Raw genomic sequence first — 23524 nt, forward strand, 5'->3', positions numbered from 1 at the left:
CCACATGAGTAGATCATCAAAAATAAATCTTCGGAAAGGTAAGTTACTTTGCACGCTTGTGGTTTTCTTTTTTTCGGGCAATTTATTTGGGCAAGTGCAGGGGGGCAAACTTTGGTATCGGCAGCCGGCAAAACAATGGGAGGAGACCCTACCCCTGGGCAATGGAAAAATTGGCATGATGCCCGATGGTGGATTGAAGAATGACCATATTGTACTCAATGATATCACCCTATGGTCGGGAAGTCCTCAGGATGCCAATAATTATGAGGCCAGCAGGTATTTGGATAGTATTCGAAATCTGATCAAAAGTGGGAAAAACGACCTCGCTCAGCGTCTGATAGACCAGCATTTTATCTGCAAAGGCCCCGGATCGGGCGGCAAGCAATGGGGCTGTTATCAAGTGCTCGGCAATTTGATGCTTGCCTTTGACGGACAAACGGATCTCACCGCAGTGCAGAACTATCGTCGGGAACTGGACCTCAATAAGGCGATGGCAAAAACAAGCTATGAGCTCAAAGGTGTCAGGTATAGCCGCGAATATTGGACAAGCTTTGCTGATGACCTGGGCGTTATTCGTTTACAGAGCAGCAAAAAAGGGCAGATTAGCCTGGAAATCAAGATTGACCGTCCCGAAAGGGCGACTGCCAGGACCGAGGATGGTGAGCTTGTTTTGGTAGGGCAATTGGATAATGGTGTGGACGGTAAAGGAATGCAGTTTAAAACACGTGTCCGCGCACAGATTAAAGGGGGAAAACAGCTTCTAAAAGGACAATCTATTGTCATCCAGCAGGCTGACGAAGTGCTGATTTACGTGGCGACAGATACTGATTTTAAAGGTAAGGATTTTGAGCGTACGACAGCTGTAACGCTAACAAAGGCTTTGAAAAAATCCTATAGCCAGCAGTATGCCGACCATCTACGAAACTATTTAGCAAAGTTCAACCGTTTGTCGCTCCGATTGGGGCAGTCGAAAGATGACTTACCGACCGATCAGCGTCTGGTGGCCTTTGGTAAAGAACCGGATCAGGATCCTGGGCTGGCAGCGCTATTCTATCAGTATGGTCGTTACCTTAGTATCAGCAGTACGCGCTTAGGCTTGCTACCACCAAACTTACAGGGCTTATGGGCAAATCAGATTCAGACACCCTGGAATGGGGACTACCACCTGGATATCAATGTGCAGATGAACCATTGGCACCTCGGGGCGGCCAACCTGGGTGAGCTCAATGAACCCTTGGTGGGTCTTGTGGAAGGCCTTATGGCCCCGGGGGCAAAAACCGCGAAAGCGTACTATAATGCACCGGGCTGGGTGGCCCATGTGATCACCAATGTATGGGGCTATACAGAACCCGGAGAGTCTGCTTCCTGGGGCATTGCCAATGCAGGCTCGGGCTGGCTCTGCAATAACCTTTGGGAACATTACCTCTATACCGAAGATATGGACTATCTACGGCGGATATACCCGATTCTCTATGGAGCAGCACAGTTTTATTCCAGTGCCCTGACCGAACACCCAACGAAGGGCTGGCTATTGACTTCGCCCTCTGTATCTCCCGAAAATTCCTTCAAGCTCCCGAATGGGCAGCAGGCAAACGTCACGATGGGACCAACGATAGATAATCAGATCGTACGTGAATTATTTGGAAATATCATTCATGCGGCGGGTTTATTGGGCAAACAATCGGATCCTTTTTTAACGCAGGTCGCAGCGCAGCTTAAACGCTTAGCTCCGGCGGTACAGATCGCCAAAGATGGCCGCATCATGGAATGGATCGAAGATTATGAAGAGGTGGATCCGCAGCATCGGCATATCTCGCATCTGTACGGTTTGTATCCCGGTTATCTGATCCGTTATGATGAACATCCGGACTGGCAGCTTGCCGCTAAAAAAAGCCTAGATGTACGGGGGGATGATGGACCGAGCTGGGCCATTGCCCATAAACTTCTCTTCTGGACCAGATTGCATGAAGGCGAACGGGCTTATAAATTATTTCGGCAACTCATGACCCCACGTGTCGATACACATATCAATTATGGCGCCGGTGGTGGTGTTTACGCTAATTTGCTAACAGCAGGTCCTCCATTTCAGATCGATGGTAATTTTGGTGGAGCAGCTGCCATTGCCGAGATGCTGGTGCAGTCCCATCAGGATACGGTGTATCTTCTGCCCGCAGTTCCTCAGGCCTGGAAAAAAGAAGGTCGGGTGAGGGGCATGCGCATCAAGGGAAATCACACATTAGATATGGAATGGAAAGATGGTAAGATACTGAACTATCAGATTTATTCAGCCAAATCACAACAACTTAACGTATGTATAGATCATAACTGGATCGCCTATCGTACAAAAGAAAAATAACATAACATAGCGTCCTCAACCGAATTGGATCATGCAATTTTTTGCATGATAGGGGATGCTTTGTGCCAAAAATTTCAAGATAAAAGCACCTTATAAACAAAAAAAGTAAATATGAAAACAGAAAAGACAAGACAATGGCCTTTGATCAAGGGCCTGTCCTTCGGTCCTGAGGCCAGTATAATGGCACTCTGTCTTTCGATAGCTGTACCCTACACGGGCTCCGCTGCATCACTAAGGAAAACAGATCGTCGTTTTGCCACAACAGAAAAAGTTCCTTCCACAGTCGCGGGTGTAATACGTCAACAGCGTACAATAAAAGGAAAAGTGCTGGATAATACAGGGCGCCCGCTACCCGGTGTGACAGTACGGGTCAAAAATACGATGCAGGAAACACAAACGGATCAGCAGGGACAATTCGAGCTCAGGCTGACGGGTGGAACTGTCGTACTGACGTTCTCTTCGCTGGGATTTGAAAGCCGGGAAATGGCTGTTGCTGCCAATGAGGGAACTGTGAATGTGCAGCTGAACGACGCTTCGTCGAGTTTGGAAGAGGTCGTTGTCGTCGGTTACGGTACACAAAAGAAAGTAAACCTAACCGGTGCCGTGGCTACAGTGAGTGGCAAAGATATGATCAAACGGCCCGTTGTCAATACAGCTTCCATGCTGCAGGGGGCAGTACCGGGTGTTCAGATCAATCAAGGCTCGGGAGAACCGGGCAATGAAGGCGTATCCATCCGTATTCGGGGTAAGGGCACCTTTAGCGGTGCCGGATCGGATCCTTTGGTGCTCATTGATGGTGTGCAGGGAAAATTCTCCGACGTCAATCCCAATGATATCGAAAATGTCAGCGTGCTGAAAGATGCCGCCTCCGCAGCAATCTACGGCTCGCGCGCAGCCAATGGCGTTATTCTGATCACGACGAAACAAGGGAAATCGGGAAAAACAACCGTTCAGTATGACGGAAATGTGGGTATCTATAAGCCCACGAAAATGTTTGATCTGATCACCAATTCGGCGCAGTATATGGAATTATACAACGAAGCGCGTAAGAATTCCAATCTCAACGATGGCCTATATCCCGCCGATGTGATCGCTGCCTATCGCAATAGCAACGATCCTATAAAATATCCAAATACGGACTGGCTGGGGCTTATTTTCCAAACTAAACCGACTTATACCCATAATCTCGGTATCCAGGGCGGAAACGAGAAGACAACCTTTAATGTTGGTTTGGGCTACGTCAATCAGGATGGAATGATCAAAGGTTTTAACTACGACCGTTATTCCGCCCGGCTCAATCTGACGACCAAAATCTCGGAGGGTATTAAATTCGGAACAAATATCTTGCTCAAGACAGGACATACGGAATCTATCCCGGGGGGATCCAAAGACCTCTTCCTGTCGGCCATGTCGCAGGCACCAACCTATGGTCCTTTTTTGCCGGATGGCAGTGGACGGTATACTTACAAAGCTTACGACTGGGAGTACAACAATAAAAACCCGATGGCTGTATTGGACCGGAAATTCACCTACAATACCGATGACTATGCGGCTAATTTACAGGCCTGGATGGAGGTACAGCTGTTTAAGGGGCTTTCCTGGTACACCAAAGGTGCCTATAATTTCAATATGGACAAGTACAAGGATTATAAATCAACGTTGGATGAATATTATTACCATACGGGCACACTCGGAACGACATTGGATCTTGGAAAGGGACTTACGGATCAGGATCAGCAAACGATATACACCAATTTATTCACTTACCTCAACTATGATCGCTCGTTTGGGGCACACCACCTCAAAGCTCAGGCCGGATATAGCATTGAAAAAAGTAAGTATACCTACCTCCAGGGCTTCAGACAGAATTTTGTCGACGATACGCTAACAGAATTAAATGCCGGGGGATCGGATATTCAACGGGCAAACGGGACAGCCAACCAATGGGCGCTAATCTCGTATTTCGGACGGTTGAACTATGATTATCAAGGGAAATACCTCTTGGAAGCCAATATGCGTTACGACGGTAGTTCCAAGTTTTACGGTAAAAACCGTTGGGCAGCGTTTCCTTCTTTCTCTGCAGGCTGGCGTGTATCGGAAGAATCGTTTGTCAAGGAATTCGCTTCCGGTTGGTTGGATAATTTGAAGATCCGTGGATCTTGGGGCCAACTTGGGAATCAGAACGTGGTGGATGTGAATGGCTACTCCTTAAATTATCCATACCAGCCTGTATTGGGACTTACAGGTAATTATTCATTTGATAACAATAGCCTGCAATCGGGGGTGGCACAGCAAAGACTGACCAACCCACTGATCAAATGGGAAACAACGACCATGACAGATGTCGGGGTAGATTTAAGCCTGTTCAAAAATTTGGATATTACTTTCGACTGGTATAAGAAACGGACAACCGACATCCTACGCCCTTCGCAGATCACGGCAATCGTCGGATTGGGCGCCCCAAATATCAATGACGGTATCGTTGAAAATAAAGGTGTTGAATTAGGAATTACCTATCGTAATCAGCTTACCACGGGGGTATTGGAAGGTTTACGCTATCAGCTAGGTGCAAACCTCGATCGTTTCAAAAACAAGCTGGTCAAATTTGGAGAACCTGAAATCGGCGGCTATACGATCAAAAAAAATGGCTATGCAATGGACAGCTTTTATACCTACGAAGTCATTGGCATATTTCAATCCGATGCCGAAGTAGCGGGGGCGCCTAAGCAGTTTAATGATAATACACTACCGGGAGACCTTAAGTATCGAGATGTCAATGGGGACGGAAAAATAGATGCGAACGACAAAACAATGATAGCCGGTGTAGATCCAAAGCTGAACTATAGTTTTAATCTAAGTGCTAGTTTTAGGGGTTTTGACTTTTCGGCCCTATTACAAGGGGTATACGGCGTCAAATCCTATGTGTCGGGCTGGGGCGTAACCCCATTTGTGCAAGGTAGCCCGCCGACAAAAGACTGGTTAGACCGTTGGACACCTGAAAATCCTTCGACTACTATGCCCCGTATTTATTGGGGGTGGAGTGCTCCGGAGAAATTCAGCCGGGCTTCCAGCTATTTTATACAGGATGCTTCGTATTTCAGGTTGAAAAATCTCGTGTTAGGATATACTTTACCGGATGGGTTATTAAAAAAATATAAAATTGATCGCTTGCGGGTTTATTTTTCGGGTGATAACCTCCTTACTGCGACCAAATTTAAGGGCTTGGATCCTGAACGCTATGGAAATGGAGATCTAATACAATATCCTCAAAACAAGATTTATTCATTTGGTGTACAAGTTAACTTTTAAGTGCTATGAAAAAGAAATTTATAACAGCGTTGATGCTATCCGGCCTATTATTGGGTTCCTGTAACAGTGCCTTGGACCTCAACCCTTTGGATCAGATTGCTTCGGACAATTATTTTGGCAAGAAATCGGATTTTGATAATGCCTTGGCCGGTGTATACGCGTCATTGCAGAGTGAAGCCTTCTCTTATGGGATGCCTTTCCGGGACTGTCTGACCGACAATGGCTACAATCAGTTCAACTCAGGTAGCGTTAATGAAATCGTCGGTGGGAACTTAAATCCGACCACAGGGGGCTACGAGACCGGTATTTATAACGATGCTTATGTGGGAATAGGACGTGCCAATCGCCTGATCGAAAAGCTTCAGGGCTATAACGGCTCCGATATGAACGATGGGGAGAAGAAGAACATGGAAGCCGAAGCCCGCTTTATCCGTGCTTTTGTTTATTTCCAATTGTACAGTATTTATGGTGAGGTGCCGCTTGTGCTGACTTCCCTCAGTCTGGAGAATCAGCGTCAGCCAAAGGAAACTGCGGAGAATATTCTAAAACAAATTCGGGCTGATCTGGATTTTGGGATCGCCAACTTAGCGGCTAAACCTTATTTCAATAATGGGGGGCATGCGACCGCAAGTTCAGCAAAAGCCTTGAAAGCACGGGTTTTATTATTTGCGGCTTATGGCGACAAAGGGGTACCCGATTTAGCAATTTTGAAAGAAGTAAAAGACTTATGCACCGATGTCATGAAAGAGTATACTCTGAGTACAGCTTTTGAAAATGTCTTTCGCGACGCGACACAGAAGAACAATACCGAGATTATCTTTTCGGTCAATTTTCTGGCACCGAATAATACAGCCCCTTGGGACATGTACCTAGGCGATTGGATAGCAGCTTCGCCGTTGCAAAACCTGGTGGATACCTATGAATGCAAAGACGGTCTGCCTTATGGTGAATCACCGTTAACTGACCGAGCCAATCCCTTCAAAGATAGGGATCCGCGCTTGAGCAAAACAATTTTCGTGGATCATCCCGACTTTGGCGGCGGTAAGATCCATACACCGTCGAATCCGAGGCCTACAGGTTATGGGGTGTTGAAATTCCTGGATCCGGCCAACCTACCTTTTGGCTTTTCAACATTGAGCCAACAGGATGCGGTTGTATTGCGCTTTGGAGAGGTGCTACTGATGTATGCCGAAGCACAAAATGAAATCGCCGGGCCAGATCCATCGGTTTACGATGCCATGAATACCCTGAGGAGCCGCGTCCAGATGCCCGGGTTCCCTGCCGGTTATACCAAGGAAAAAATGCGTGACCGTATTCGCCATGAAAGAAGAGTAGAACTTGCTTTCGAAGGACTGCGGCATTACGACCTGATTCGTTGGCATATCGCGGGTGAAGTACTCAATGCGGTCAAAGACAGTAAAGTGCCATATCATTTTGAAGACAAATTTTACCGCTGGCCATTACCACAAACAGAAATTGAGAAAAGCGCAGGTGTGTTAATTCAGAATCCAAACTATAAATAATAAGATTATAGCCTTCTTTAGATCGGCAATTTCCTAAACCAACAACAGCAGCGCGCACGAAGTCCTTTCGATGCGCGCTATTTTTGTGCCGATAACGATTACTGTAAAGGAATCAAGACGTTCTGTTCCAAGCGTACAGGAACATGCTTCACCGAGGTAAAACCGTCTTCCTTGGAAATGATGTTGGAGAGATCCAGTCCTCTTTTGGAAAAGGTACTGAGCAGCGCTGTCCGGAAGGTCGCTTTGGCCGAACCCCAGCCTTGTCCCAAAATAGTATCGTTGTTGAGCTGTATCAGTTCGTCTGTAGAATAGTAGCTGAATTTTTCCAGTAAGTGTTGGTAAAGATTTGTTGTTGTAGCCATACAATTTAAAAATTTAAAGGATTAAACCATAAACTGTATCCAGATCTTGTTGGGGAAAATAACCGTTGTATAACGTTTATTTTGGTCGAAACCCGTATTAATTTACCACCGCGGTGTCTACACTCGGTTGGTATTGCATCATGCAATTCTGAATACTCTACAAATATAGTAGATTATTTTTTATTATAAAAAATATTTTTGTTTTTAACTGTAAATGAGTGTTAGCAACAGGACTGGGGAGGTGAAAAAGCAGGGGCGGGCTGTTGCCTGTGATTTGGTTATGAAGCGGATAGCTGGACGGTAATTTATCATGTTACTGTAATCTCATTGAAAATACTTTAAAAAACAGAGATAAGACAATACTTTTGCGCCATGAATAGAATTGCGGAAATTAACGAATACATTGCTGCCGAACGCGAGGTATTATTGCAACACTCCTTGTATCCTAAAATCAAAACGATCAAGAATCTACGTTCTTTTACCGAAGGGCATGTGTATGCCGTTTGGGATTTTATGTCTTTATTAAAAGCTTTGCAAATTAAATTGACCTGTACAACTTTGCCTTGGTTTGCAAGTGAGCATCCTTCGACACGCTATCTGATTAACGAAATTGTATTAGCGGAAGAATCCGATGAATATATCGATGGTCGCCGTTTGAGCCATTTTGAAATGTATCTGGACGCAATGAGTGAAATGGGAGCAGACCTGCACCTGGTTAACAAGTTTATCGTGAACGCCAAGAAATCCAAAAGTATTTTTGATGCCATTGCATTGACAACCTTGGATAAAAGGATCAAAGATTTTCTGAATTTTACTTTCGAATTGATCGAAGAAGGGGAGGTACATAAAATTGCTGCCGCTTTCACATTTGGTCGTGAGGATCTTATCCCGGGTATGTTTACCTCCATTTTGCAGGAGCTGAAAACCAACTTTCCTGAATCGAGCTTAGATAATTTTATCTACTATTTCCAACGTCATATTGATTTGGACGGTGATGAGCATGGCCCTTTGGCAATGCAGATGATCGCCGATCTAGCCAAAGAGGATGATGAGAAGTGGGAAGAAATGAAAATAATAAGTAAACAGGCGCTTCAAAAGCGCATTGAACTCTGGAACGCAATAGAAGATTCCCTATAAGGAATCTTCTATTGTTTGGCTTCTTTGTAAAAAGAATTGATCTGATAATTTTACGGAAAACTACTCCGACAGAGACGTTTTTAGGGCTTGGGTAAAAGCGCTGATAAATTGTGGATCCAATGTGTTGGAAAAGGTATTCATATTCCCTAAGCTGACAATGAGCGCTGGTATTTTTGCTCCCCGTAAGATCGCATGGCTATGGCTTTCAACCGGTTTCTGCGTGCTTAATCCTTGATTTTTTAAATTTGTTGTGAGACGGAACGCAAGTTCTCGGCTTTGATTCTGTATCTTGGGTAGTTCAGCAGCTTTTGGATATCGTAGGCCGATTGGCTGCTTGGCGTTTGAAGGATCAATGTCAAAATGAATAGAAATTAATGCGTCACCAGTAAAGGCCGCACGGTCTTTGAGCATCATAAATTCGTCTTTCGAATGGGTCAATACAACCTGAAAACCTTCTTTTTCAAGTTCATTTTGAATCATCTTACAAGCCTGTAAAGTGAGATCTTTCTCTTTGAGGCCCTTGCTGTTGGTGGCACCACTATCTTTGCCACCATGTCCCGGATCCAGAACAATGGTCTTTATGCCATTTTTAACAGCGCTAGTAGCGGAGATCTTTTCTTTCGGAGGATTAATAAAAGAAAAAGAGACAATTAACACGAATATACAAGGAACAAACAGCAGATACTGATAACCTTTCGTGCGTGGTGATAGATTTCGCATCAACCTGTCGATGCGTTCTACCAATTCATTTTGGTTTTTTAAAATTCTACTTTGCATATAATCTAATTGTTGATTTTGTTGTGTCATATTCAGCAGGAAGCTCGCATAATCGGTCTTTCCATAGCATTCAGCCACCGCTATATCGACTTGAAACTCATGTAGGCGATGCAGTTCTTTCCGAACCCAATAAATGGCGGGGTTTATCCAGAAGATGCAGCACATCAGCTCGATGTATAATTTGTCCCAGGCATGTCCTTTTAAAATATGCTGTGCCTCGTGGGCAAAGATGAGCTTGCCTTCGGGATTTTCAAGTGCGCTTTTATCCATAATGATATAATGAAAGATCGAACAATTATTGAAGCGATTAAACGGCGGGATTACTTTAATTCCCTGATGCTCCTGAAAATCTATCTTCTTTAAACAGCATACGAGCTTTAAGCTGCGATAAACTAATCGTGTCAGAAAGAAGATGACGATCAATAAGTAAGCGTAAGCGAGTATTTTTTTTAACTCTATTCGGTCCCATAGATTGAGCTGTTCTTCGGGTTCGATCAAAAAAGGTGCATTGGAATAACCCAGCTGCTCTGGCGACTGTATTTCCTGATTTGAATTTGTTTTGGAATCGATTAATTTGACATAATCAGTCTTAAATTTAAGAAGAGGAACCAGCGTACAAAAGCTCACCAACGCAATAAGCAAAAGCCGGTTCCAACGAAAAAATGAAAGCTGCCGAAAAGCCAGGACAAAGAGCGAGACTAAAATAAGTAAACTGATATTGGCCTCTATGCTATAGGAAAATAGGTTATTCATCTTCTTTACTTTTATTGATAATTTCCTTGATTTTCTCAATGTCTGTTTCGCTGATTTTTTGTTCCTTGACAATGAATGATACAAGATTTTCGACAGAATCATCAAAATACTTGTTCATGACACGCGAAAAGAAAAACTTTCGGTATTGCATCTTGGAGATCAGCGGATAATATTGGTAAGTCTTTCCATAGGAATTGAAACCCACATACCCTTTTTTCTCTAAAATCCGTACAATGGATGATATGGTATTATAAGGCGTTGTTTGTGTCGGATCCATATATTCAATAATATCTTTGACAAAAGCCTGCTTTAATTTCCATACAGCATGCATAACTTCTTCTTCTTTTTTTGTTAATTCTTCCATAGTTATAAAGCTATAACTTATTTTTCAGTTAATCAACTTGTTTTTCAGTTTTAAAACTGAAAAATAAGTTGATTAACTATAATGTATTGATTATTAGTGATTTTATTTTTTCAATAGGTAGTCGGCCACCGCCTGATAAGCGGGTAGGGAGTATCCATCGTTGGCTGAATTAGATGCCAGGGGATGAGAGGATTTTTGGCAGATTTTGTCCTTTTGTGGAAAATTGATCAAAAAATGTCTTTTTTACATAACATATTGGCGTTTGTGAAGAAATTCATTTTCCAATTAGTGTCTAAGTTTGCAACGCAAAAAAATAACAGAAAGACATTGAACTTTTTTTCGCCGTATTGGGCAAAAGCAATGGGCACCATCGTGGTACTTGTATGCTCGGTTTTAGAAACGCAGGCCCAGGACTCGCTACGCACCTCACTCGCTGATCTGATCAGTAAGTCGTTGCAAAACAGTAAGTATATCGAACAGTCGCATTTGCAATTACAGGAAAAAGGAATAGCCCTGCGGCAGCAACGGATGGAATTGCTACCGAAAATCAGTGTCAGGGCTTCCGCCAGTTATGCGAGCAATATGCCGGTCTACGATCGGGGAATATTTGCCAAACCATCACAACACGATGTTATCCATTACCTGTATGATACCGGACTCGATTTCTACCTGAACCTCTACAACGGCCATCGGGATCTTATGAAAATCGAATCAAAAAAGCTCGAAATGGAACTGGCCAACATTGATTGGAAAAGCTCCACGGCACAGATTAAGCTGGAGATCTGTAACTTGTTTCTGGATCTGGATTTAGCCTATCGCAACAAATTGCTGATCGAGCAGGATATCAAAGATCAGCGGACACAATTGAAAGAGATCGAACACCGTTATACAGCCGGTGTTGTGCTGCATAGCGATGTCTTAAGGATTTCTCTCGAATTGTCCAAGCGCGAACTGCTTTTGGTACAGATCGCTAATGATATCAAGATCATCAACCAAAAATTGCAGCTGATTGCCGATATACGACAGGAAATTATCCCGATGTGTGCCACGATGGAAAGTCATCCGCTGAACTATGCGGAAATCGTTGCCGTTGCCAAACATCAAGCTTTTGTACTGTTGAAATCCGAACAGGAAGTTGCGTTGAAAAAACTGAGTATCAAACAGGCGAAGTCAAACTACCTGCCCGAACTAGGCCTGACCAATACATTTACTTTTGCGAATCCACAGGTATTTCTCTATCCATATAATGCGAGCTGGTACAACTTAAATATCGTAGGACTTAAATTGAACATCCCAATATCCGCATTGTACCTCAATAAAAATATTGTCCGGGGAGCGCAGGTTGCTTTGAAGCGAGAGGAGGTCAAACATCATCATGAGGAGGAAGTGGTGGAAAATGAACTGCTACAAGCCTATCTAGATTATAACCTCGCACTGGAACAAGGAGCGGTCTGCCAAAAAAATCTGGCCCTTGCCAACGAAAATGCCCGTATTATAAAAAATAGGTATTTCAGGTCTTCGGCACTGATTACGGATCTATTGGATGCAGATATGCAATGCCTCAAGACAAACTTTGATCTGGAATCCGCCCGGATCGCGATACAGAAACATTATTATTTTATTGAATTTTTGAAGGGTACTATCTAATGAAACCTAAATCAGGCCGGTCAATGACCGATGTACAATTGACCAGAATCACCAATTGGTTGGCTGGGATTGCTTTGTTGGCACTTTTACTATGGGGTGGAAGGATACTCTGGCTGCGCATCCGGTATACCTATACCAATGATGCACAAGTGACCCAGTATATTAATCCCATTATCTCCCGTGTGGGTGGTTACATTGTTTCGGTTCACTTTAAAGATCATCAATCGGTCAAGCGGGGCGACACTTTACTGCTGATCGACAACCGGGAGTACAAATATGAAGCTGAGCAAGCTTCGGCTTCGATAAACAAAGAAAATGCGGAAATCAGTGTGCTGGGCAGCCAAAAGGAAATATTGCAGGCCGAACATGAATCGTTGGAAAAATCCATTGCTGCTGCCGAAGCGCGGATGACGAAGCAGCAACTGGAATACGATCGCTATAAATTTCTGTTTGATGAAAAATCTGCTACGGCGCAACAACTGGAAGACATAAAAGCCACACTGGAGGTGTACAAAAGTGAACTTGCAGCATTGCAGCATAAGTTGGAGGCATCGTGGGATCGGGTGAATGATGTTGATGTGAAAAAAGGGGTAATCAATGCGGAGAAAGAACGGTTGTCAGCTGCAGCAAACCGAAAGCATCTTGATGTAGGATATACCGTAATCCGGGCTCCCTATGATGGTCGGGTAGGGAAACGTAGCATTGAAAAAGGACAGATGGTAAATCCGGGCGAGGTGTTGGGATTTATTGTCAATGCAGAAACACCAACTTGGGTGACAGCCAACTTTAAGGAAACGCAATTGCGTTATCTCAACCTTGGCGGGCGTGTAGAGGTTGTTGCGGATGCCTACCCGGATGAAACATTCTATGGAAAGATAATTTCTATTTCGCCAGCAACAGGATCTTCTTTTTCATTGCTTCCACCGGACAATGCGACCGGTAATTTTGTGAAGATCGTACAGCGTGTTCCTGTTCGTATCGAACTGGATCGGAGTCAGGGAGCTGCAAAATTACTCTCAGGAATGAATGTCAATGTTTCGGTCTCAAAAAATCAATAATAGTGAAAGGGATCTTCAAAGACTGGGTACCCGAATGGTTGATTAAGCTGATTTTATTCAGCGGATTGATGCCAAGCATGGTCTTGTTTTTTCTGCCCGGTGCCAATGTCAATGTCACCGCGGGGTTCTACGGTGCACAGCCTAGTGATGTACAGTTCCTCATTATTCTTTTCTACGCGGGATTTGTCGGATTCTATGTCCTGGAACGTCGCTTTTTTCAGTATTTCCCGGTCAAGCAGTACTACGTCATTTTCAATCTCTTACAGCTGCTCAATTGTTACCTGATGTATCGCATTAACGAGATCAGTTGGATATATGGCTTACGCTTTTTTCAAGGTATGCTGTTCGCATCGGCTGTCAACCTCTCTATATCCATGATATTTTCCCGACTGAAAACCGAAAGGGCAAAGGAGGGAAGTTATGCGATTTTTTTTGGTATGCTGCTCTGTAGCTCGCCTTTCAATACGTTTGTGACGGCGGAATTTATTGATTCATTTAACTTTGATGAACTTTACCTGTATGCTGCCTTATCTTTTGTACCGGGGCTACTACTGATCATCGTCACAATGAAACCCATCCGGCATAATCGACCGTACCCTTTATTTTCCCTGGACTGGGCCAGTTTTATCCTCTACAGTTTCATTGTTATAAGTTTCGGTTATCTGATGGTCTACGGACAGGAACTTTATTGGTTTTCGGATACCTCCATGCTGACCGTACTGATCGGTGGAATTTTATGTCTGGGCCTGTTTATTTTGAGGCAGAAAGCAATCAAACGTGTTTATATTGAGCTGTCCATCTTTGGAAATAGAAAATTCCTGTTCGGAATCTTGGTCTTGTATATGATGTATATCGAACGGTTTTCGTTGGCGATTTCCAATCAGTATTTTCTACAGGTCATCCGCCTGGATCCCATTCACCTGTCCTATATCCAATGGTTTAATATCCTCGGGATTGTATGTGGTGTCATGTTATCCTTCTACTGGTTATTAAAACGGCGCACAGTGAAATGGATCTGGATTGTTGGCTATTGTTGTCTGTTGGCCTTTCATCAATATATGTTTTTTTCATTTGAAAGTGAGGGCAATGAAGATCACTTCTGGTTGCCTTTGGTATTGCATGGGCTGGGTGTTGGTCTGATTATGGTACCGACAATCTTATTTGTGATTGCCAGTGTACGCCCTCATTTGGGAGCTTCAGCGGCGGCAGCTTGTTTGGCCGTCCGTTACTTGGGCTATACCAGTAGTATCGGTCTGCAGAATTTCTTTAAATTATTTGAACATGCCCAGCACCGGGAGGTTTTTAGGGACCAACTGCAGTCAAGCAATCTGATATTTGAAGACTATATTCAGCGGGAATCTCACAGGGTATTGCAACATGGATTGCAGTACAAGGAGCATGCCGCGGGATTGAAGCTCATCAGCGAGCGGGTTAATATACAGTCTTTCGTCCGGTATGGCATGGACTACTATGAAATGATGTCCATAATCAGTATCAGCATCTTGCTGCTGATACTGATTTCTCCTTCCTTGAAAAGCATGTATAAGAAGCTTAAAAAGAATCAGATTTCACCGGTATAACGGTGTCACAATTGATCAATATCCCAAATGGCTGCGGCACGTTGTAATTCCACCAATGCGACCGCATAATTGTAGCGCGCTTCATTGTAAGCAAGTTGGGTATCATTGTAGGAGCGTTGTGCGTTGATCACTTCCAGCAGGGCGGTTTCGCCCCGATTGTAACTGTAGATCTTTCCTTCCAGGATTGCTTTTGCTTCGAGCAGCATGGTATTATTAAATTGCAGTACTTGTTTTTGAGTGGCTTTATATTGCATATAAGCTTGATTCACCTCATTCTGGATGCGTAATGCTGCATCTTGATAGATCAATTCGTCTTGCTCAATTTTGAACTGAGCAGATTTCAGCTCCCCTTTATTAAAATTGGAAAATTTCAGTGGTATGGCTAAGCCGGCATTGATGGCGTTAAACTGTGGTGTCGGTGCGGTTTCATTTCTGGCCTCACCATTGTAGGTAAAGCCGATGGAAATACCTAGATCTAACACACGGTTTGCCTTTGCCAGCTGGAGCAGACTATGGGAGAGCTGTTTGTTTTGTAGTGCAGCCTTAAGATCAGCACGCTCTCGTACTGCGGTTGACAGCAATGTACTTAATGAAAAGTTGCGATCAAAAGAAACATCAGATCCTTGTGGTAGCCAAAGAACCGGGCCCTTATCTCCCATAAGCAGTGATAACCCCGCTAGGGAGGAATTGGCTGCCGCTTCGGCTGCCGATAGCGTATTGCGCATATGGGCGGCTTCCAATTTTGATTGTCGGTAGTCAATTTGTGGAATAGCGCCCAGTTGATAAAGTATACTGTCTGAGCTGGCGAGCTGAGCGAGTTGTTGATAGGAACTGCGATAGGTTGCTACCAGTTGCTGGTTGTACCTTGCTGATAAAAAAGCAAGGGTAGCATCGGCACGTAGATTTCGGAAATAGTCTCCGAATAGGAGACGCGTGGTTTCGGCCTCATCCTTTGCAACCTGGCGACGTGCCTGCCGTTTTGCCCCCAATTCTACCGTCCAGCTCAATCCAGCGGTATAACCGCGGCCGAGTTGTTTGCTTCTTTCGCTATTGTCAAAGAGCCCTACGGTGAATTCAGGATCGGGGAAGATACCGGCACTGATGATATTCGCCTCAGCGATTGAAAGGTTGAACTTTTCAGCAGCGTAACCGAGGTTGTTCTTCCCAACTTGGGCGATAAAGTTGCTGTAATCCAGTTTTTTTTGTACAAAAGTTGAATCTATCGTTTGTGCCGCCACATTTCCAAGTGGAAGTATAAGGAAAAGAAGAAGTTTGATCAGTGTTTTCATCGGAATTTTATTTTAGTCCTTCTGATTAAAGCAGCTGTACTGCTTTAATCAGAGTGCGGTTTTGATTTTAGGAATTTGTCTCCGCTTGTATTTGATTGGTTGATGGTTCTGACCCACCGCTGTATTGTCGTCCTCTTTCCATCAAATAATACAAAGGTGGAAGCATAAACAGTGTCAGCAGGGTAGAAAAGAGTAAGCCATAGACGATCACGGTGGCCAGAGGCCGCTGCACATCTGATCCGATACCTGTCGCCAATGACGCTGGAAGCAGACCAAGTATAGCCACCGTCGCGGTCATCAGTACAGGGCGGAATCGACTGAAAGCGCCTTCAATGACAGCTTTTTCTAAGGCCATACCATTTTTTCGTAGCACATTGAACTGGGAAAGCATCAATACACCATTTTGTATGGCAACACCGAAAAGAGCGATAAAACCCACTGCCGAAGATACATTTAGGGTCATACCCCGTATAATGAGCGCAAGCATTCCACCAAAGAGTGCTAGGGGTACAATGCCAATAAGTAATCCGGCCTGTCCAAAAGAACCGAAGGTGCTATACAGCAGGATAAATATAATCGCCAGTGTCAGGGGGACGATGACTGCCAGTCGACTGTAGGCGCGATGCTGGTTTTCAAATTGACCACCCCATTGTAGTCTGATTTTCTGTGGATCGTATTTCAGCTTCTGGTCGATAGCCTGCTGGGCCTTGGTCAGGAAAGTACCTAAATCTTGCCCCCGTACATTCAATCTGACGGTCAGCTGGCGGCTATTGCGTTCGCGTGAAATGGTACTTTCTCCGGTATTGAGTTTGACCGTGGCGACTTGCGACAAGGGGATGCGTGTGCCATTATCAGGATACAACATCAGATTGCCAATCTTTTCCGGCGAGTTTCGCTCGTTCTCAGCATACTGACAGGTGATATCGTATACTTTAATCCCCTGATAGACCTGAGATACAGCTTTGCCACCAACTGCAATTTGAATCAGGTCGGTGACATCCGAAATATTCAATCCATATTGTGCAATTTTGTCTCTGTCAACGATGATCTGCAACTGTGGGAGTGGTGGCTCCTGGTCAATGGCCAGGTCAACAGCACCTTCCACGCCTTTAAGGGTGGTCACGAGGTCTTCGGCGACACGCCGGGTTTCTTTCAGATCATCCCCAAAAAGTTTGACAACGAGTTCGCTATGTGCTCCCGCGATTTTATCCATGACACCATCGATCATCGGTTGTGAGAAAGCTACATTATAGCCGGGCATTTGGGCATATTCTGCGGCTAGCTCATTGATAAGATCTGCTTTGGTTTTTCCCCATTTCCATGTTTTGTATGGCTTCAAACCCACACTGACTTCGAAGTGTGAAGGGGTCCAGGCGTCGGTACCATCATCATTTCGTCCGGCCTGTACCATAACATAGGAGATCTCTTCGTACTTCAAGGTACGCGCACGCAGGCTGTCGCTCATTTCTTTGGATTTCTCTACCGTGATGCCCGGAGGGAGGGAGACCTGTAACCAGATCGAACCTTCGTCAAGTGTAGGCAAAAAATCTTTACCCACGGATGCTGTCAGCAGTCCTGTCGCTAAAAGAACAAGGCCCAGGGGAACAAACACTCGTCTTGGACGCAGCATTATTTTTTTGATCCGCTGATGGTAAAGTGCCGTTAATTTTTCCAGCCATCTATTGTGATAAACTTTTTGTGGCTTGCGGTAGATGAGGTAAGCCAGTCCGGGAATCAACAGCAAGGATACCGCTAGAGCCCCCAATAGCGCATAACCAACGGTATAGGCCATCGGTGTAAACAGTTTCTTTTCTACCCTTTCGAAAGCGAAAAGAGGAAGATAGGCTGTGATAATAATGATGGTGGCAAAGAAAATTGGTTTGGCCACTTCAGCAATTTTCGTTGTTAAGGTCTGCTCGACCAATGGAGCATCGGGTTTTTCTTCCCTTTTTTTCAGAATGGTTTCGAGCATAACAATGGCACCATCCACGATAATTCCGAAATCTATCGCCCCTAGCGATAATAGATTAGCAGGTATATCTGTAAAATGCATCAATATAAAGGCGATCAACAACGAGAATGGAATGGTGATGGCAACCAATAGAGCACCACGCCAGCTGCCCAGAAAAAGGATCAGTACAAGAAGGACGAGCGCCATACCTTCGAGCAGTGTTTTGGATACGGTATGCAGAGTGTTGTCGACCAGGCTCGTGCGATCGAGGACCACGTGTATTTTGACATCTTTCGGAAGGATTTTACTGTTAAGTTCCTCGACCGCCGCATTTACACCGGCCAATACCTTGGAGGGATTCTCATGCTTTAATAGCAATACAATGCCTTCGATATTATCTGAATAGTCTACTCCACGTTTGTCACTGTAGCCCAAGGCGCCTTTACGCGCGAGGTTGCCAAGCTTTACCTGTCCAAGATCCCGCATGTAGATACGGTTTCCATTGACCGATTTGACAACGATATTGCCGAGGTCGTCCAGCGATTTGACAAGGCCGATACCTCGGATCACATAGGATTGGTTGCCACGGTTCATCATGCTTCCACCGGCATTGGCATTGTTGGCTTCGATCTTTGCGGTTACTTCGCCTAGAGAAACTTCATATTGATCGAGTTTTTTAGGATCCAGCTCGACCTGAAACTGTGTCGTGATGCCCCCAAAATTGGTTACATCAGCTACTCCCGCCACCTGTTTGATCTTAGGGATAATGACAAAGTTTTGGAGTTCGGTCAATTTCCGTAGATCTTGGGTATTGCTTTCGAGAATATAACGAAAGATTTCCCCTGTTGGTGAGGTAAGTGGATCTAATCCAGGTACTGCCCCGTAGGGGAGACTGAGATCTGCCAGGCGTTCCTGTATACGGGCCCTGGCCCAGTAGTCGTCAACACCGTCTTTAAACACGATGGTGACCATGGATAGTCCAAAGGTGGTTTTGCTACGCATGACTTCCATTCCGGGTAATCCGTTGATGGTCTGTTCAATGGGAATTGTTATCTGTTGCTCCATTTCCTCGGCGGCTAGGCCCGGCACCTGAGTGACGATTTGTGAGGACACGTCTGCAATATCGGGATAGGCTTCAACTGAAAGTTGTTTCCAAGCGTAATAACCGAAAAATGCGATAAGTAAAAAAGCAGCGGCAATAACCCATCTCTTGGCGATGATATGGCTAACAAGTTGTTTCATTGTAATACGATTTTTGGATAAAGATTTAGTTGCTTGCTAGCAGATAAAATGCGCCCTCACCGATGATCTGTTCACCGTTGGACAGACCCTGTATAATCTGAATCTGCTCATTTTCGGTGACACCTGTCTGTACATATCGTCTCATAAATGTGTGGGGAGCTAGCTGTACCCAGACAAAGCTTTTATCATTAAATTGGAGTACAGCTTTCGCAGGAATAAATATACTGGCAGCAGCTACCTGTTCAAATTGCGTATTGACATACATACCCGGTTTGAGTAGCCGATCTTTATTGTCGCATTCAACCAGCACTTCGATATTGCGGTTTGCTTCGTCGACAAACTGATTGATATGGACAATTTTTCCTTGTAGTCTTTTTGTGGGCTGGTTGTCAATACGCACTTCGACACTGCGGATCTGATCAATGGCACCGAGGTCTTTTTCCTTGATATAGGCCGAAACCCATACTTTCGACAGTTCGGCAATCCGGAGTAAAGCTGGAGCGTCTTCTTTATTGTATTGGCCGAGGACAATGCTATTGCTGAGGATTTCACCATGGATGGGTGAACGGACGAGCATGGGCTGACCAAGTACGACCTGCGCTGGGTTGTTGTCGTATATTTTTAAAGCCGCCGCCGCATTATTGAGCCTCGTGTTGCTAATGGCAAAATTGGTTTCCGCTTCTTCAAGTTCTTTCTGTGTACCGACACCGTGACTGAGCAGATCCTTTTGACGTTTTAAAATATTTGCTGCGAGGGCATAGGTTTGTTTGGACTCAAAGTATGTTCGTTGTGCATCGAAATAATCTGAAGAACTGATTGAAAATAAGGCTGTATTGACCGTTACTTTCTGCCCAAGCCTCACATAGGATCTGACAACCCGCCCCGCAAAGGGCATGGGGATTTCAACATAACTATTGGGGATGATTTTGACCATCGCGGCGGTGCTGAATGTCAACTGATGCGGTTGCTGGACGACGGTGGTACACTTGATCTTGGACAGCAGTGGCGCATGTGCGTTGATCGTCAGGGTGTCACCTGCGAAATGCAGGGCCGAGGATTCGTCCGAAGGTACAGCGGGACGTTGAGTGCATGCTTGCATGATCGTGAGGGCAGCGATCCAGCCCATGAATCTAAGGGGATGGATAGGGATTTTGATAGCGCGGTTAACCATTGTTTTTAGTTTCTAAAAGCCATCTTCTACCCATTCAAGAACTGTTCAACGAATGGGCGGTTGATGACCGGCGTTTCTGTTTCAAAAAAATTATGGTGCAAAGCTATCCATGCCTCTGCTGGAAGGCAGTTAGAGAGGCTTTAGAAAAATATTAGAATTTTATTAGAGTGCTGATGGATGGGGTAGATTGATCTGGAATACACTACCGATGCCTTTCGTTGAGCGGACAAGAATTTCGCCTTGATGCAGTAGAATAATCTTTTTGGTCAGTGAGAGACCGATGCCATTCCCTTCACTGTAGGCTTTGTTGTTGCCGCGATAGAAAGGGGTGAATATGCGTTCAAGATCCTGAGGCTCGATGCCTATGCCGTCATCTTTAAATTCCAGTTGTATAGAAGTTCCACTGGATTTAATCGCTATGGAACATTTTTGGTTATCGGAAAACTTACATGCGTTTTCAATTAAATTCACAAAAGCGACCTGGAGCAGGTATTCATTGCCGACAATCGAAATCATCTGCTCGTCTTCCAGAGCGGGATCAATGAAAATGTCGAGTTTATAATCAGGATTGGCCTGCAAAACCTGCTGGCAGGCGTCAAGCAGGAGTTCATCGATACGTAGTGCTTTGAAGGAAATCTCCGAACTATCGTAACTCGCCTTGGCAAAATCCAGTAGACTATTAAACAGTTTTTTAAGTTTCTGGGCGTCGTTTAGTGTGTTGTCAATGATAACCTTATATTCAGCGGTGCTTCGGTCTTTATTCGCGGAAATTTCGAGTTCGGTAATCATCGCTGCCAAAGGCGTGCGCAGTTCGTGGGAAATATTGGAGACAAAGTGCTTTTGGCCATCAAAGGAGTTTTCAAGACGGTTCAGCATATCGTTAAAGGTGTTTGCCAGTTCGGATAGCTCATCTTTATTGCCTGTGCTCTGAAGTCTTGCATCCAGGCTATTGGCCGATATGTTTTTGACTTTTTGCGTCATGGACCGAATCGGACGGAATACTTTTTTTGAGAAAAATATTCCGGCGGCATAGCTTAAAAAGACCGCAAAAATAAAAACAATAATGATGGTCGATAATAGATTTTGAAGTTTATTGTAACCATACTGATCATAAGCGGCAGCGGTGATGATGAAATTCGCGTTGTTGTATGCATAGGTAATGCCGATCACCTGCCATTTGTCCTGATAAAAGCCAATTTCCTTTTTTTTGACAATATCCCGCAACATAGCCGGCGTCTCCTTGACAAAATCAATGTCTACGGCATCATGGTATAATAGCTTAAAACGGGTGTCATAGATGGCTACTTCAACCTCGTTGAGAATTTTTCGGTTGTTGTGGTAGATATCTTCCAGTGTTTTTTTGTCTACCTGTGCATTTAAAAATAGATTTGCTTTGGTGTAGGCTTCTTTTTTGAGGAGGGCATAAAATTCATTCTCCCGGTTCTCTACGGCCGAATAATAAACCGTGCAGGCAAATACCATCAGGATGGTCGCTGTGACGACTGTAAACAGTATGGTGATTCGCGTTCTGATCTGCATTAGTCCTGTTTTAAAATAAAGCCCATCCCAGATTTGGTATGGATATATTTTTTATCAAAATCCTTGTCTACTTTTTTTCGGAGGTAATTGATATAGACATCAATAAAATTAGTACCGGTATCGAAATGGGTTTCCCAGACTTTTTCGGCAATCTCCATTCTAGACAATACACGTTCGGGGTGCAGCAGCAGATAGTGGAGCAGTTTGAATTCTTTGGGTGTCAGACTGATATCAATATTGTTGCGTCTGACATTTTTGGTATGCAGATTCATTTCCAGATCTGCATAGCGCAGGATGGTTCCTGTAGTGCTGTCCTGTTTCTGATAGCGTTTGAGCAGCACCCGTATCCGTGCCAATAGCTCCCGCATTTCGAAAGGTTTGACCAGATAATCGTCCGCCCCAGCATCAAAACCTTCGATTTTGTCATCTGTGGTACCGAGTGCGGTAAGCATGATGATGGGCAGGTCGGGTTTGATATGGCGGATTTCCTTACAGAGATCAAGCCCGTCCATCTTGGGTAATACGATATCGGTAATGATCAGGTCGAAATCGTGTTGCAGGGCCATTTTCTTTCCTGAAATACCATCATAGGCAATGTCGGTCTGAAATTCGTTTTCATCCAGTCCGCGTTTTATTAGTCCCGCGACACGGACATCATCTTCGACTAAAAGAATCTTCATACAACAGCGAAAGATTATTCGTTAATACTTCATCCTCAATATTGACTTCGACCAAAGCGTATGGACGGTGCAGGACAAAGTTATCAAATTTACCTTGGTTTCGCTATTTAACGGTAGCTCTTTTCGATAAGTTCATATTCTTGCCATACGACAAGAGTATCGTGCTCTAAATCAGTTAACTTTGATGAATAACAAGGTGCCTAGCACCTATAGATCAATGAGCAATGGATAAACCAAAATCAGCAAAATTAGAAGTCATTATTCCTGCGTATCGGATGCACAGTCAAAGTTTTATCAATGTTTTGGATGGTATCACGGAGGAACATGCACGTCAACGTATCAACGGGCAGACCAACCACATGGTGTGGATGGCCGGTAACTTTGTCAATGTACGTTATGGAATCGCATACATTTTGGGCCTTCAGGAGGAAGATCCCTATCATGACTTATTTTTTATGGGTAAAACATTGGATGAACAATTTAACTACCCAAGTTTAAAAGAATTGAAAGATAGTTTCTATGCCATTTCCCCCAAAGTCTATCAGCGTCTGCTGGAAGTAGACGATGTGCAATTGGCGGAGATTTTCAAAATTGATATGAACGTTCCTTTTGTCGAGGAGAACAAACTTAACTTTATAGGGATGTGTATTGGACGGCAGGATTATCTCTGCGGTCAGATGGCATTGATGCGGCGTATACTCGGTTATCCGGGTATGAAATATGAAATGGACGAGCAGATGACCTATTAAGCGTCAAACAGCATAAGCTAGTGTTTTGTAGGCAATG

Annotated in this window: 16 protein-coding genes and 1 riboswitch; of the genes, 8 read left to right on the forward strand and 8 right to left on the reverse strand. The window is 44.3% G+C overall.

Annotated features, from left to right (window positions below; all coding sequences use genetic code 11):
* Positions 1-4 precede the first annotated feature (4 nt).
* From LC454_RS16175 to LC454_RS16185, 3 genes are all read left to right on the forward strand, one after another.
* Positions 5-2356, forward strand: coding sequence for a glycosyl hydrolase family 95 catalytic domain-containing protein (locus tag LC454_RS16175; protein ID WP_223583513.1), 2352 nt, complete (start codon positions 5-7; stop codon positions 2354-2356).
* Positions 2357-2467: 111 nt separating this feature from the next.
* Entirely contained in the window at positions 2468-5665 is a 3198-nt protein-coding gene (locus LC454_RS16180) for a SusC/RagA family TonB-linked outer membrane protein (protein WP_223583514.1), read from the forward strand.
* 5 nt (positions 5666-5670) lie between these two features.
* Positions 5671-7188 carry a RagB/SusD family nutrient uptake outer membrane protein gene (locus LC454_RS16185; RefSeq protein WP_223583515.1) on the forward strand — a complete coding sequence of 506 codons (1518 nt, stop codon included), beginning with the start codon at positions 5671-5673 and terminating at the stop codon, positions 7186-7188.
* 98 nt (positions 7189-7286) lie between these two features.
* Here LC454_RS16185 and LC454_RS16190 read toward each other — a convergent pair whose 3' ends face one another.
* Complete coding sequence (locus LC454_RS16190) at positions 7287-7550, reverse strand: 5-oxoprolinase (protein WP_223583516.1); 264 nt, start codon at positions 7548-7550, stop codon at positions 7287-7289.
* 67 nt (positions 7551-7617) lie between these two features.
* A riboswitch (SAM-I-IV-variant riboswitch) is annotated at positions 7618-7711 on the reverse strand.
* A gap of 211 nt (positions 7712-7922) precedes the next feature.
* On the opposite strand from LC454_RS16190, the gene LC454_RS16195 reads away from it, so the two are divergent.
* Complete coding sequence (locus LC454_RS16195; protein ID WP_223583517.1) at positions 7923-8687, forward strand: DUF3050 domain-containing protein; 765 nt, start codon at positions 7923-7925, stop codon at positions 8685-8687.
* Between the two features lie 60 nt (positions 8688-8747).
* Here the strand turns inward: LC454_RS16195 and LC454_RS16200 are convergent, their stop codons facing one another.
* Together LC454_RS16200 and LC454_RS16205 are read right to left on the reverse strand one after the other, a co-directional pair.
* Entirely contained in the window at positions 8748-10217 is a 1470-nt protein-coding gene (locus tag LC454_RS16200) for an N-acetylmuramoyl-L-alanine amidase (RefSeq protein ID WP_223583518.1), read from the reverse strand.
* Entirely contained in the window at positions 10210-10581 is a 372-nt protein-coding gene (locus LC454_RS16205) for a BlaI/MecI/CopY family transcriptional regulator (protein WP_120259032.1), read from the reverse strand. Before LC454_RS16205 ends, LC454_RS16200 begins: the two co-directional genes overlap by 8 nt.
* A gap of 264 nt (positions 10582-10845) precedes the next feature.
* Between LC454_RS16205 and LC454_RS16210 the strand changes: the two genes are divergently transcribed.
* From LC454_RS16210 to LC454_RS16220, 3 genes are read left to right on the forward strand one after another with little or no spacing between them, the layout of a single operon-like run.
* Positions 10846-12228, forward strand: coding sequence for a TolC family protein (locus tag LC454_RS16210; protein WP_223583519.1), 1383 nt, complete (start codon positions 10846-10848; stop codon positions 12226-12228).
* Positions 12228-13286 carry an HlyD family secretion protein gene (locus LC454_RS16215; protein WP_223583520.1) on the forward strand — a complete coding sequence of 353 codons (1059 nt, stop codon included), beginning with the start codon at positions 12228-12230 and terminating at the stop codon, positions 13284-13286. The genes LC454_RS16210 and LC454_RS16215 overlap by 1 nt, the downstream gene beginning before the upstream one ends.
* Before the next feature lie 2 nt (positions 13287-13288).
* On the forward strand, positions 13289-14866 hold the full coding sequence (locus tag LC454_RS16220; RefSeq protein WP_223583521.1) for an MFS transporter: 1578 nt from the start codon (positions 13289-13291) through the stop codon (positions 14864-14866).
* A 5-nt stretch (positions 14867-14871) separates the two neighbouring features.
* On the opposite strand, the gene LC454_RS16225 is transcribed toward LC454_RS16220, so the two are convergent.
* The 5 genes from LC454_RS16225 to LC454_RS16245 all read right to left on the reverse strand — a co-directional run bounded on the left by LC454_RS16225 (position 14872) and on the right by LC454_RS16245 (position 22738).
* Positions 14872-16155 carry a TolC family protein gene (locus LC454_RS16225; protein ID WP_223583522.1) on the reverse strand — a complete coding sequence of 428 codons (1284 nt, stop codon included), beginning with the start codon at positions 16153-16155 and terminating at the stop codon, positions 14872-14874.
* 67 nt (positions 16156-16222) lie between these two features.
* Positions 16223-19348 carry an efflux RND transporter permease subunit gene (locus LC454_RS16230; protein ID WP_223583523.1) on the reverse strand — a complete coding sequence of 1042 codons (3126 nt, stop codon included), beginning with the start codon at positions 19346-19348 and terminating at the stop codon, positions 16223-16225.
* A gap of 25 nt (positions 19349-19373) precedes the next feature.
* Positions 19374-20519: an efflux RND transporter periplasmic adaptor subunit gene (locus tag LC454_RS16235; RefSeq protein WP_223583524.1), complete on the reverse strand. Its 1146-nt coding sequence runs from the start codon at positions 20517-20519 to the stop codon at positions 19374-19376.
* Between the two features lie 162 nt (positions 20520-20681).
* Entirely contained in the window at positions 20682-22058 is a 1377-nt protein-coding gene (locus LC454_RS16240; RefSeq protein ID WP_223583525.1) for a sensor histidine kinase, read from the reverse strand.
* Positions 22058-22738, reverse strand: coding sequence for a response regulator transcription factor (locus LC454_RS16245; protein WP_121125026.1), 681 nt, complete (start codon positions 22736-22738; stop codon positions 22058-22060). The genes LC454_RS16240 and LC454_RS16245 overlap by 1 nt, the downstream gene beginning before the upstream one ends.
* A gap of 224 nt (positions 22739-22962) precedes the next feature.
* Between LC454_RS16245 and LC454_RS16250 the strand changes: the two genes are divergently transcribed.
* Positions 22963-23487 carry a DinB family protein gene (locus tag LC454_RS16250; protein ID WP_223583526.1) on the forward strand — a complete coding sequence of 175 codons (525 nt, stop codon included), beginning with the start codon at positions 22963-22965 and terminating at the stop codon, positions 23485-23487.
* The last annotated feature ends 37 nt before the right edge of the window (positions 23488-23524 follow it).

The sequence above is a fragment of the Sphingobacterium sp. GVS05A genome (assembly GCF_019969845.1).
GTDB lineage: Bacteria > Bacteroidota > Bacteroidia > Sphingobacteriales > Sphingobacteriaceae > Sphingobacterium.

Coding starts and splice junctions, on each gene's coding strand:
- LC454_RS16175 (WP_223583513.1), top strand. CDS start 5: ATGAGTAGATCATCAAAAATAAATCTTCGGAAAGGTAAGTTACTTTGC.
- LC454_RS16235 (WP_223583524.1), bottom strand. CDS start 20,519: ATGGTTAACCGCGCTATCAAAATCCCTATCCATCCCCTTAGATTCATG.
- LC454_RS16250 (WP_223583526.1), top strand. CDS start 22,963: ATGGATAAACCAAAATCAGCAAAATTAGAAGTCATTATTCCTGCGTAT.
- LC454_RS16230 (WP_223583523.1), bottom strand. CDS start 19,348: ATGAAACAACTTGTTAGCCATATCATCGCCAAGAGATGGGTTATTGCC.
- LC454_RS16240 (WP_223583525.1), bottom strand. CDS start 22,058: ATGCAGATCAGAACGCGAATCACCATACTGTTTACAGTCGTCACAGCG.
- LC454_RS16185 (WP_223583515.1), top strand. CDS start 5,671: ATGAAAAAGAAATTTATAACAGCGTTGATGCTATCCGGCCTATTATTG.
- LC454_RS16215 (WP_223583520.1), top strand. CDS start 12,228: ATGAAACCTAAATCAGGCCGGTCAATGACCGATGTACAATTGACCAGA.
- LC454_RS16200 (WP_223583518.1), bottom strand. CDS start 10,217: ATGAATAACCTATTTTCCTATAGCATAGAGGCCAATATCAGTTTACTT.
- LC454_RS16245 (WP_121125026.1), bottom strand. CDS start 22,738: ATGAAGATTCTTTTAGTCGAAGATGATGTCCGTGTCGCGGGACTAATA.
- LC454_RS16180 (WP_223583514.1), top strand. CDS start 2,468: ATGAAAACAGAAAAGACAAGACAATGGCCTTTGATCAAGGGCCTGTCC.
- LC454_RS16205 (WP_120259032.1), bottom strand. CDS start 10,581: ATGGAAGAATTAACAAAAAAAGAAGAAGAAGTTATGCATGCTGTATGG.
- LC454_RS16195 (WP_223583517.1), top strand. CDS start 7,923: ATGAATAGAATTGCGGAAATTAACGAATACATTGCTGCCGAACGCGAG.
- LC454_RS16190 (WP_223583516.1), bottom strand. CDS start 7,550: ATGGCTACAACAACAAATCTTTACCAACACTTACTGGAAAAATTCAGC.
- LC454_RS16225 (WP_223583522.1), bottom strand. CDS start 16,155: ATGAAAACACTGATCAAACTTCTTCTTTTCCTTATACTTCCACTTGGA.